Raw genomic sequence first — 10,627 nt, 5'->3', positions numbered from 1 at the left:
TCCCCACCTTATCGGCTTAAGGGTATGTAGGGCATCACGAAGTGGCGAACTCCACACCGGACTAATCCGGGGATGGAACCGCTCGCCAAAGTACAATTTAGACCTGCACCAATCGTGCCAAATAGCATCGTGCCAAATGACAAAGTCAGGGCAAACCATGGCGAACCAAGGGCAGAGTACCGATCACGGTCTTGAGGGGCTGACTGCCGCCGCCAAAAGTGCTGCCAGTGCCGAAGGCGCCAAAAAGGGCCTGCCTCCGGTGCATCTGTGGAATCCGCCGTTTTGCGGCGATCTCGACATTCGAATCGCTTCGGATGGTACATGGTACTACATGGGCACGCCAATCGGGCGCGCGCCGCTGGTGCGCCTGTTCTCGACCATCCTGAAGCGCGAAGGCGATAAGCATTTTCTCGTCACGCCCGTGGAGAAGGTCGGCATCCGCGTCGACGACGCGCCCTTCATGGCGGTCGAGATGCGAGAGGACAGCGAGGACAACCATCGCGTGCTGCGCTTCCGCACCAATGTCGACGACTGGGTCGCCTGCGACGCCGCGCACCGGCTGCGCTTCGCGCAGGCGGCGGATGGCGGGCTGACACCCTATCTGCATGTCCGTGCAGATCTCTGGGCCAAGGTCACCCGCGCGCTCTATTACGATCTGGTTGACATGGGCGAGGAGCGGATGGTCGATGGCCAGCCGATGTTCGGCGTCGAGTCGGCCGGCGAATTCTTCGCCATGGCCGACGCGGAGCAGGTGAGGGCCGCGCTTTGAACAAGCCCATTCTGAGGAACGAGCCCGTCGCGGTCGGAGCGGCGGATTTCTTCGCCCGCACACGCGCGAAGCTCGGCTTCGACGTGCCGCCCGGCCTCTATGACCCCAACATCATTCCGGCCTCGGGCGATCCCGGCACCGACCGGATGCTCGAGATCATCGCGCGCGAGCAGCCGGTGCGCCCCGCAGCGGTGCTGATTGCAGTGGTCGACCGTCCCGAGCCGACCATCCTGCTGACGCAGCGCTCGGCGCATCTCAACGACCATGCCGGCCAGATCGCCTTTCCTGGCGGCAAGATCGACGCGACCGACGCCTCGCCGCTCGATGCGGCGCTGCGCGAGGCCGAGGAGGAGGTCGGGCTGTCGCGCGACTTCGTCGAGCCGATCGGCTATCTCGATCTCTACGGCACCGGCTTCGGCTTCCGCATCCTGCCGACGGTCGCGAAGGTCAGGCCGGGTTTTCAACTGACGATCAACCATTCCGAGGTTGATGACGCATTCGAAGTGCCGCTATCCTTCCTGATGAATCCGGCGAACCACCAGATGCACAGCAAGGAATTCCGCGGCATGGAGCGGTCCTATTACGCGATGCCGTTTGCGGAGCGCTACATCTGGGGTGCGACGGCCGGAATGCTGCGTGTGCTGTATGAGCGGATTTATTCGTCGTGATCCGGCCGGTTCTGACCGAGATCGGAATCTTCCTCATCCCCTTTGCCGTCTATGCGCTGTTTCTGGCCGCCACCCGGTCCGGCCTGTTCGTGCAATCGTCCTGGCCGATCACCATCGTCGCGCGCCTGATCCTTGTGGCGCTCGTGCTGGTCATCGGCGGGCTGATTGGGCTCGCGCATTTCTCCGGCGCCGCGCCGAACTCGACCTACATTCCCGCCCATATCGAGAACGGCAAGCTCGTGCCGGGCAGGGAAAGCTGAATGGAAAGATGATAAGGGCCGGACGATGAGCGCGGAGCCGATCCTTGAGCCGGTCCTTGCCGATGCGCCCTGGCTGATTTCGGGCGGGGCCGCGCGCGTCCTGCAGCTGCTCAATGCTGACGGCGAGGAGGCGCGCGTGGTCGGCGGCACGGTCCGCAACGCGCTGCTCGATCTGCCGCCGGGTGACATGGATATCGCGACCACGGCCTTGCCCGAGGAGGTGATACGGCGCGCCAAGGCAGCGGGTATCAAGAGCGTGCCGACCGGCATCGACCACGGCACCATCACGCTCGTCATCGACGGCGAGCCCTACGAGGTCACGACGCTGCGCGAGGACACCGAAACCTTCGGCCGCAAGGCCAGGGTCGTGTTCGGCCGCGACTGGGTGAAGGACGCCGAGCGGCGCGATTTTACGATGAACGGCCTGTCGGTCGATGCAGCGGGTGTCGTGTACGATTACGTCGGCGGCATCGCGGATGCCAAAGCGCGCCGCGTGCGCTTCATCGGCGATCCCGACCAGCGCATCGCCGAAGATTATTTGCGCATCCTGCGCTTCTTCCGCATCCACGCCGCGTTCGGCGCCGGCGATCCCGATCGCGACGGCTATCTCGCCTGCATTCGCGGCCGTGCCGGCCTTGCGACGCTGTCGGCCGAACGCGTGCGCATGGAGATGCTGAAATTGCTGGTGGCGGGCGGCGCATCCGTGGCAGTGCTTGCGATGGTCGATGCCGGATTGCTGCAACTGCTGATCGGCGGTGTCGCCTACGCCGGGCCGCTGACCGCGATGATCGCGATCGAGCGCGCGCTCGATCTGCCGGCAAGTCCCACGCGCCGGCTGGCTGCGCTGACGGTGGCCGTGACCGAAGACGCCAAGCGCGTCGCGACCCGCTTGAGGCTCTCCAATGCCGAAGCCAAGGCGCTGGATTCGATGGGCCATCGCTGGTGGCGCTTCCCCACCAAGGACGAGGCCAATGCACGCCGGCTGCTGTATCGTCTCGGCACTGATCGCTATCACGATCGCGTGCTGCTGGCCTGGGCGCGGGCCGGCGGCGACATGACCTCGTCGCGCTGGCGCGAGCTCGCGGAATTACCGCAAAGCTGGACCGCGCCGAAATTCCCGCTGAAGGCCGCCGACTTCATCGCGCGCGGCATGGCCGAGGGGCCTGCGCTCGGACATGTCTTGACATTGGCCGAGGACGCTTGGCTTGCGGCGGATTTTCCACTGGACCAAGCCGCACTCGCTTCCATCGCCGATCAAGCTGCGGCACGCGTCGCCCGCGATCAGAAAAATTGAATTACGGAATTACGGTGACAGTGCACTAAACTGTCACCGTAATTGTCGTGTCTCACTTCAGGGGTGCAGTCCAGCACTGTCACCTTAATTTAGCACGTTTGAGCAAGTTCTCCGATTCGACGCCTTCGATAAGCTCGATCAGCCGACATCTCGCCGAGCAGTCGTTCGCACGGCTCGAGAGATTACAGTTGCGTGACACGTAAGACGCATTGACCCAGTAAAATCGCTGACGCGGTGTGAACCCGCGAGCAATCTCTCAGACGAAAACTGATGAGGGGGCCACACGCATCTTTTTTAGAAAACGCCGATTCATCAGTAGAGGAGCAGCCAATGAATATTCGGCCACGCCTGTTTTCGTATTCAGTCAGCGCCCTTGTTAGCGTGCTCGCCAGCCCAGCCATGGCGGACTGCGGGTCTCTGCCCAATCTATCGCAGCTTCGATCGGCTCTGGTTGGATCTATCACGCCATCCACGGGCCCCAATGGCGGACTTGGCTTCCACATGTGGGGGACGATTGTCGACCGCGATGGGACGGTTTGCGCGGTCGCGTTCTCCGGCAGCCAGTTCACGTCACAATGGCTCGGCAGCCGGGTGATTTCCGCGCAGAAAGCCAACACGGCAAACGATTTCAGCCTTGGCCACAATAGCACTCCTGCGGGCAGTGCATTCCCGGCCGGCCTCGCGCTGTCGACGGCAAATCTGTTCTCGGCAGTTCAACCTGGCGGCAGCCTCTACGGTCTACAACACAGCAATCCGGTCGATACCGGCGTGGCTTATGGCAATCAACCGAGCTTTGGAGGCTTCACTCAGGCGAATTTCAATTCGGCCCCCGCCAACAGCCAGGCGTTCGGCACCAACGCCGATCCGATGGTTGGCAAGCGCATCGGCGGCGTGAATGTATTCGGCGGCGGGCTTGCACTTTACAAAGGTGGACAGAGGGTGGGAGGCATCGGTGTGAGCGGCGATACATCCTGCACCGACCATATGGTCGCCTGGCGCGCTCGCCATGCGCTGGGATTTGATGAGCTGCAGGGCGTCCAGGGCGTTGCCGATGCGACCCACCCGGACAATATCGTCTTTGATATCACGGCCAACGCGGACGGTACCGGCGGGACCGGACAGGTTCCCAACGGCCAGGGCGGCGTCGGTCAGAGCGCCGGTGGCTTCGGCCATCCGAAGTGTCTGAACAATCCAACGTCTGCCGCCGTTGCGGGCCTCCCGGCCGTGAGATGACGCTGTTCGCTCGGAGAGGCAGGTTTGCGTCTCCGAGCGCTCCTGCGCGGCTTCCTGATGGACAGGGGGCGATACGCGGGATTACGGTGACAGTGCACTAAATCCGTTTGCCATCGCCGTGCTGCGGGCTATGCGGCTTCGGTCAACGCCTGGCGGACACCAATTGAGTGCACTGTCACCGTAATCTCCAGCTCCTGCGAAACCCATCGCCCTGATGAGCGGACGCAGTATCTGGTAATTCTTGTCGGTTCGATCCGATTGGAGGACGAGGTTTGATGGGTTTCGCAAGAGCTCAACCCATCCTACGATCTAGCACTACCGCTTCGGTCGCTTGAGCTCGGCGACTTTAAACCGATTGCCGGCGGCCAGGCTGCTGCAAAACCAGTGGGCTCTGTTTCGATTCTCGCCCAGGAACACCTTGGTCTCGACGCACTCCTCGTAGTTCTTGTGGGTGATGGTGTCTCGGCACGTTGGCGAGAAAGGTCCATAGTTCAGGCCGCCGCCCGACTCGCTACATCCAACCCAGGGATCCTTGCCGCTGGGGAAGCTTGATGCACAGCCGCCGTTGCAACTGCTGGCGACTTTCTCCAGCGCGGCAATCCTCCCCAGGGGCGAACCTGGCGCCGGCGAAGGCGTTCGCGTGGTGGACGGTTGGACGGTTGCCGATCGCGTCTGACGGGTTGACGATGTCCGCTGCGATGTTTCGGTGCTGATCACCGGTTTCGGCTTCACCGCCTGCTTCGGCGCTTCGACCGTGATGGAAGGAAGCGGGGCGGGGGAGCCTGCTGTGATTTGCGACGTTGCCGGGTCGCACAGCAAAACAGTTGAGACGACAGCGAAGGCTGAGGGCGCGACAAACTTTGACGACAGTCTCATGACGTGTCCTTTCAAGGACGGACCTTCCGTCCCAATGCTTACGCGGCGCCAAATGCTAGCCGAGGTTTCCGAGCGTGGCTACCGAAGGTTGAAACGATTTCTGCCGATGACCGCCACGGACATGGCTGCCGCACGGCGCAAGCAACGCTGGCCGACGTTGCCGCTTGCCCCCAATCCGGAGACAGAATTGAGCGCAATGACGGGGCGGCACTGAGCGCCCTCATCTCGTCCGAGGCGTCAGGAGTTGCTGAAGCTCGACCACAACCGCCGGCACTCTCTCCACCTCCCCCGATCCCGGATTTGGCCCCGCCTGGAGCATTCCGTCGGACCGGACCATCACCTCGGAATGCGGTGACACGGCAGCCCGCTCGAGCAGCGCGCGCAGCTTCGGATCCAGGCCGTCGCCGCGGGCGGCCGCAAGCGCATTGAAATGACTGAACGACATCGTTGCTCGGCTCCCTTGCTGATCAGGATAGGGAGCCTGGATCCACCGCCGCCGATTGCCACTCCGGATCCTGCTTCCAAATCGGACTCGTCCGGAATTTGAAGCGAAGAAGCGGAGTGCCGGCTCTTGCGGTAGGGGAATCGCATCTGGGGCAATCGCATTTGGATTTCACGAGGATTGTTCGCGGGCGTGCTCCGCCTCTCCCGCTTGCGGGAGAGGCCGACGCGCTCGCAGAGCGCGGCGGGTGAGGGCTCTCACCACGCAGAGACGTCCTCCGTCATCCTCAAGAATCTCGATGCGGAGACACCCCCACCCCAACCCTCCCCCGCAAGCGGGAGAGGGAGCGCAGTGCCGATGCCGCCGCAGCATGCACAGCAGATGCGATGGTTCTGCGCTTGCGGGAGGAGCGCTGGGGAAGGCGCACCCGCTTACGAAAGAGGCCGCCGCTGTTCGATCGATGGGAAGTCGATCACCCGAACGGTCTCGTCCGGTGCAGCTTGCCGCACGGATTCGTGTCGCGGTGCCGGTGCGAACTGCCGTTGCATGGCATGCCAGCCGGTCGGATCGTGCTGTTCGATGCTCTCGGTATCCGTCACCTCGATGGCGCTGATCGGATTGGCCGCGCTCGCCGTGCCCGTGGCGTCGACAAGAGGCTGCAAGACGAGGCGTGGCATGTCGGGATTCGCGAGGGCGATGTCTCGTAGCTTCTTCAGCGGCCAGCGCAGATGACCCCAATGCTTGACGATGACCGACCAGTCGTGACCCGTTTTCAGCGCACCGTTGAGAAGGCCGTTCGACAGCGGATCGTGCGGAAAGACGCCGAGACTGTTCGCGATATCGATCGCATGGGGTCCCTTCGGCAGCAGCACGAAGAGACCGATTCTGTCGCCATCCAGTCTGACGAGTTTCATGCCTCGGTCTCCTTCCGCAGCAGGTCGCGCTTGCGCGCGATGCCCCAGCGGTAGCCCGCGAGCTCGCCATCGCTGCGGATGACGCGGTGGCAGGGAACGGCAAGCGCGATCGGATTGGCGGCGCAAGCCTTCGCCACCGCGCGGGTGGCGACCCGCGGATAGACATTGTTGATCAGCCGGGCCAGATGCAGGTAGCTCATCGTCTTGCCGACGGGGATCGCGCGGATCTGCCCCCAGATGCGGTGCTGAAGCGGGGTGCCGCGCATATCCAGCGTCAGATCGAGGCCTTCGGAGGGCTTCTCCGCGTAGCGGACGACCTTCGCCAGTTCGTCGCGGACGACGACCTCGTTCGCGACCAGGGTAGCCCCGGGGAAGCGGGCCGCGAGATCAGCCTCGAGCCCGGCCGCGTCGTCGCCGAGCAGGATCGCGCACACACCTTTGGCGCTGCGGGCGAGCAACACCTTGCCCAAAGCAGTATCGGAAATCGCGAAGAAGAGAATTTCGGTCGCCGTGGTGGCGGGCCCGACCGTGGGCAGGAGCCGCAAGGCGGCTTCGGATGTCATCAGGTTCATAAGATCGCTCCTTATTCGTCCTCATGACCGAAGCTAAGTGAACACGCTGCTGTCCAAACTCCGTTGTTTGCTTTCAAATCGAGAAGAATTCCGACGACCTTCCACGCGCAGCAAATGCCGTTGGAGGCGATGGAGCCCGGCCGTGCGGTTCAGGTGGCTCGCGAGGTTTCCCGGTCCAGCAAGGCGCGCTTGCGCTCCACGCCCCAGGCATATCCGGAGGTCGACCCGTCGTTGCGGATCACGCGGTGGCAAGGAATGGCGACCGCGAGCTTGTTCGCCGCACAAGCGCCGGCAACGGCGCGCACCGCGTTCGGAGCCCCGATCCGCTGCGCGAGCTCGGCATAGCAGACGGTCGCGCCGACAGGGATATCCTGAAGCGCCTGCCAGACGCGCTGCTGGAACGCAGTGCCGCGAATGTCGAGCGGCAGATCGAGACCGATCTCCGGTGCTTCCACGAAGCCGACCACGCGCGCCACCATCGCCTCATAGTCGTGGTCAGCGCCGATCAGGCGCGCCTTGGGGAAGCGATCCTGAAGATCGCGGACCAGATCCTCCGCGTCATCCCCGAGAAGAATCGCAACGACGCCCTTCCTGCCCGATGCGACGAGGATCGGACCGAGAGAACTTTGGCCGACCGCGAACCTGATCTCCTCGTTCGCCCCTCCGGCGCGGTATTGCGATGGCGTCATGCCGAGCATTTCCGTCGACTTTTCGTAGAACCGCCCGCTCGAATTGAAGCCGGCGCCGTACATCGCCTCGGTGACGGAATTGCAGGACGCCAGGCCTTCACGAACCTTCCTGGCACGGAATTCGGCGGCGTAGCTCTTCGGCGTCAGCCCGGTGGCAACCTTGAAGATTCGGTGAAAATAGCCGGGGCTCAGGCCGACCGCTCCGGCCAGCTGCTCCAACGACGGCTCCTCCTCGCTCGCCTCGATGATGCGGCACGCCTTGGCGACCCGCGTGGCATTCCCTGCATCGACCGAGGGCCCGTCCGGATTGCACCGCCTGCAAGGCCGAAATCCGGTCGCCCTGGCGCTCACCAGGCTGTCGTGAAGCTGGACGTTCTTCGGGTTCGCCGCGCGCGAAGGACAGGACGGCCGGCAAAAGACCCCGGTCGTTGAAACCGAATACCAGAATTGGCCATCTGCGGCCTTGTCGCGCGCAAGGATTCGGGCCCATCGCGGATCATCCGCGACCGCTGGGGGCGTCTGCTTCCGGAACTGGTGGAGCGCTGCGGTCATGGTCTTGAGTCTCCACATTGCCGCAGGTGTTGCCACCCGATTCCCGATGTCACGCTCCGGTCTCCAAAAGCAGGCGAGGCCCGCACAATGTGCGGGCCTCGTTTAGCGGCATCGGATGTACCGATGGCGCGGACGCGTTCCGATCAGGCCGCTTTCTTGAGCAAGCCGAGCTGAGTCAGCGCGGTGACGCCGTCGTCGAGACCGATCTCCTCGACAATCTTGCCGTCGATGACCTTGAGCACCGTGGTGCCGGTGAAGCGCATCTTGCGGCCCGTCGCAGCCGGAAGGCCGCCGATCAGGAAGTCGTTGAACGCCGGACCGGTGTGGGTGCCGCCGCCCTCCCATTGACCGACGACGTAATCGCCCTCGGCGATCAGATCCGCGGTGCCCCAGAAGTTGAGATCGGGAAACGCGGCGCGGAAGTCGGTCATGAACGCCTTGATATCGGCGCGGCCGCGACGGGGCTCATGCAGCGAATATTTGAGCAGCATGTCGGGCGCGGCGATCTCGTCGATGACGCCAAGATTGACGGTCTTGCCCCAGAATTCGGTGAACCAACGACCAACGATGGCCTTGTTCGCATCTTGCTTGCTCATCGAAAAACACCTTTCATTTGCAGGGATCATGGATCGACTGGCGATCGCTGCACTGTCTAGGCGTCGTCGGCGCGCATCAAACTCCGGTTCTTGCCCTGAAATTCGAAAGTGGCCTGACCTCCAGTGATGTCCGCGCGTTGCACCGTTGCCGGCAGAGAAGCGGACATCAGGCGGGCATTGGCCTCGCCACGTTGCAAACTGGCAGCCGGCACAATATCGTTGATGGTCCGACGCTCGGTCTGACGACCGATCCTCTCAGGAGCCAACACCATGAAGGTGGTCTCAGCGCCCGGCGGGATCGATCGCCCTCCGGGGAAGATCGACATCCCATCGGCCTGGCAAGGCGCTGAGATGAAGGTCCATCCTGACCGATGGTTGATATCGCTTGCTGCCAGCGAGATCACTGAGCTCGAGAACGCGGCCGAATCCTATCTTGGCCGGAGCAAAAAGATCGCCGACATCACGAAGGACAGCTTTCCGCTTCCGCATTTCGGCGCGCACCTGGAAGAACTCAAAACAAAGCTTCTGGTAGGCCTTGGCTTCGAAGTGATACGCGGCCTCCCGGTGGCAAATTACAGCCAGGAGCTTGCCGCCACGATCTTTTGCGGGGTGGGCGCGCATCTCGGATCGGCGCGGTCCCAGAACGCCGCGGGGCACATCCTCGGTCACGTCCGCGACACGGGCGCCGATGCGAGGGATCCGAACACCCGGATTTATCAGACGTCGGAACGGCAAACATTCCACACGGATTCGTCCGACGTGGTGGGACTGCTATGCATTCGCGAGGCCATGGAGGGAGGGGATTCTCTCCTTGTCAGCACGACGACGATCTACAACGAGATGTTTGCCAGGCGGCCCGACCTTGCCGCGCTCTTGTTTGATCCCATCGCGACAGACCGGCGCGGCGAGGTGCCGGAGAACGAAAAGCCATATCTCGAAATCCCGGTGCTGAATTGGCATGCGGGATTCCTGACCGGGTTCTATCAGCGCCAGTATATCGATAGTGCGCAGCGCTTCCCCGAAGCGATGAGACTGACGCCGGCTCACGTCGAGGCGCTCGATCTGTTTGACGCGCTCGCAAATGATTCCGCGCTGCATTTTGGCATGCGGCTTCAGCCGGGGGACATGCAGTTCGTTTACAATCATGCCTTGTTGCATGATCGGACCGGCTTCCGCGATTGGCCCCATGCAAGCCAGAAGCGTCATTTGTTGCGCCTTTGGCTCAGCATGGAGGGTGACCGGCCGCTGCCCGATTGTTTCAAGCAGCGCTATGGTTCGATCGAGATCGGCAACCGTGGTGGCATCATCACCAAAGGGACCAGTCTGAACGTGCCGCTGGATTGACGTTCGAAGCATCCGGCGATGTCCGCGATTGCGCCGTTGCTGGCAGAGAAGCGGACATCGGGAGCGGCGGAGCGTAAGGCTCCGATCTAGGTCTCAGGCTTGGCCTACTCGTCGTCCTCGTCGTCTTCTTCCTCGTCTTCGTCGTCCTCGTCGGGGTCTTCTTCGACCTGCACGAGTGTGGCGAGCGGCAGCGTCTCGCGGAACAGATCGCCTTCCATGCCCATCCAGAGACAGAGCACGTCGTCGCCCTTGACCTCAGCGACGGTCAGCGGCTGGCCGCCCGATTTCAGCATCACGATATCGCCGGCTTTCAATTCCATGGATTTGTCCTCCGAGTTGATCGATCCGGGCGCGAAGCTAGCAATTTGTCATGACACGCCGAACACGCGTGAAGGGCAGGGCCATCGCATCAGGTTCT

Annotated in this window: 14 protein-coding genes; 6 read left to right on the top strand and 8 right to left on the bottom strand. The window is 62.9% G+C overall.

What is annotated here, in order from left to right:
• Positions 1-157: 157 nt before the first annotated feature.
• From IC761_RS26940 to IC761_RS26920, 5 genes are all read left to right on the top strand, one after another.
• A complete protein-coding gene (locus IC761_RS26940; RefSeq protein WP_195799711.1) occupies positions 158-769 on the top strand; it encodes a DUF1285 domain-containing protein in 612 nt (203 codons plus the stop codon).
• On the top strand, positions 766-1,437 hold the full coding sequence (locus IC761_RS26935; RefSeq protein WP_195799710.1) for a CoA pyrophosphatase: 672 nt from the start codon (positions 766-768) through the stop codon (positions 1,435-1,437). The genes IC761_RS26940 and IC761_RS26935 overlap by 4 nt, the downstream gene beginning before the upstream one ends.
• A complete protein-coding gene (locus IC761_RS26930; RefSeq protein ID WP_195799709.1) occupies positions 1,434-1,697 on the top strand; it encodes a DUF6111 family protein in 264 nt (87 codons plus the stop codon). The genes IC761_RS26935 and IC761_RS26930 overlap by 4 nt, the downstream gene beginning before the upstream one ends.
• Before the next feature lie 25 nt (positions 1,698-1,722).
• Entirely contained in the window at positions 1,723-2,991 is a 1,269-nt protein-coding gene (locus IC761_RS26925) for a CCA tRNA nucleotidyltransferase (protein ID WP_195799708.1), read from the top strand.
• A 330-nt stretch (positions 2,992-3,321) separates the two neighbouring features.
• Positions 3,322-4,224: a GlcG/HbpS family heme-binding protein gene (locus tag IC761_RS26920; protein WP_195799707.1), complete on the top strand. Its 903-nt coding sequence runs from the start codon at positions 3,322-3,324 to the stop codon at positions 4,222-4,224.
• Positions 4,225-4,539: 315 nt separating this feature from the next.
• Here IC761_RS26920 and IC761_RS26915 read toward each other — a convergent pair whose 3' ends face one another.
• From IC761_RS26915 to IC761_RS26885, 7 genes are all read right to left on the bottom strand, one after another.
• Positions 4,540-5,100 carry a hypothetical protein gene (locus IC761_RS26915; RefSeq protein WP_195799706.1) on the bottom strand — a complete coding sequence of 187 codons (561 nt, stop codon included), beginning with the start codon at positions 5,098-5,100 and terminating at the stop codon, positions 4,540-4,542.
• A 220-nt stretch (positions 5,101-5,320) separates the two neighbouring features.
• Positions 5,321-5,545 (bottom strand): hypothetical protein, encoded by a 225-nt coding sequence (locus tag IC761_RS26910; RefSeq protein ID WP_195799705.1) that lies wholly within the window; start codon positions 5,543-5,545, stop codon positions 5,321-5,323.
• A gap of 428 nt (positions 5,546-5,973) precedes the next feature.
• Positions 5,974-6,456 (bottom strand): hypothetical protein, encoded by a 483-nt coding sequence (locus IC761_RS26905; RefSeq protein WP_195799704.1) that lies wholly within the window; start codon positions 6,454-6,456, stop codon positions 5,974-5,976.
• Positions 6,453-7,028: a methylated-DNA--[protein]-cysteine S-methyltransferase gene (locus IC761_RS26900; protein WP_195799703.1), complete on the bottom strand. Its 576-nt coding sequence runs from the start codon at positions 7,026-7,028 to the stop codon at positions 6,453-6,455. Before IC761_RS26900 ends, IC761_RS26905 begins: the two co-directional genes overlap by 4 nt.
• Positions 7,029-7,177: 149 nt before the next feature.
• Positions 7,178-8,269 carry a bifunctional DNA-binding transcriptional regulator/O6-methylguanine-DNA methyltransferase Ada gene (gene ada / locus IC761_RS26895; RefSeq protein ID WP_195799702.1) on the bottom strand — a complete coding sequence of 364 codons (1,092 nt, stop codon included), beginning with the start codon at positions 8,267-8,269 and terminating at the stop codon, positions 7,178-7,180.
• Between the two features lie 143 nt (positions 8,270-8,412).
• On the bottom strand, positions 8,413-8,865 hold the full coding sequence (locus IC761_RS26890) for an ester cyclase (protein WP_195799701.1): 453 nt from the start codon (positions 8,863-8,865) through the stop codon (positions 8,413-8,415).
• A 56-nt stretch (positions 8,866-8,921) separates the two neighbouring features.
• Positions 8,922-9,137 carry a hypothetical protein gene (locus tag IC761_RS26885; RefSeq protein WP_195799700.1) on the bottom strand — a complete coding sequence of 72 codons (216 nt, stop codon included), beginning with the start codon at positions 9,135-9,137 and terminating at the stop codon, positions 8,922-8,924.
• Here IC761_RS26885 and IC761_RS26880 point away from each other — a divergent pair.
• Positions 9,136-10,209 (top strand): TauD/TfdA family dioxygenase, encoded by a 1,074-nt coding sequence (locus IC761_RS26880; RefSeq protein WP_195799699.1) that lies wholly within the window; start codon positions 9,136-9,138, stop codon positions 10,207-10,209. The genes IC761_RS26885 and IC761_RS26880 overlap by 2 nt on opposite strands.
• A gap of 104 nt (positions 10,210-10,313) precedes the next feature.
• On the opposite strand, the gene IC761_RS26875 is transcribed toward IC761_RS26880, so the two are convergent.
• Positions 10,314-10,529: a YodC family protein gene (locus IC761_RS26875; RefSeq protein ID WP_195799698.1), complete on the bottom strand. Its 216-nt coding sequence runs from the start codon at positions 10,527-10,529 to the stop codon at positions 10,314-10,316.
• Between the last annotated feature and the right edge of the window lie 98 nt (positions 10,530-10,627).

The organism is Bradyrhizobium commune (genome assembly GCF_015624505.1).
Classification (GTDB): Bacteria; Pseudomonadota; Alphaproteobacteria; order Rhizobiales; family Xanthobacteraceae; genus Bradyrhizobium; species Bradyrhizobium commune.
Note: the sequence above shows the minus strand (reverse complement) of the source record. Positions and strands in the feature narration are given on the sequence as shown.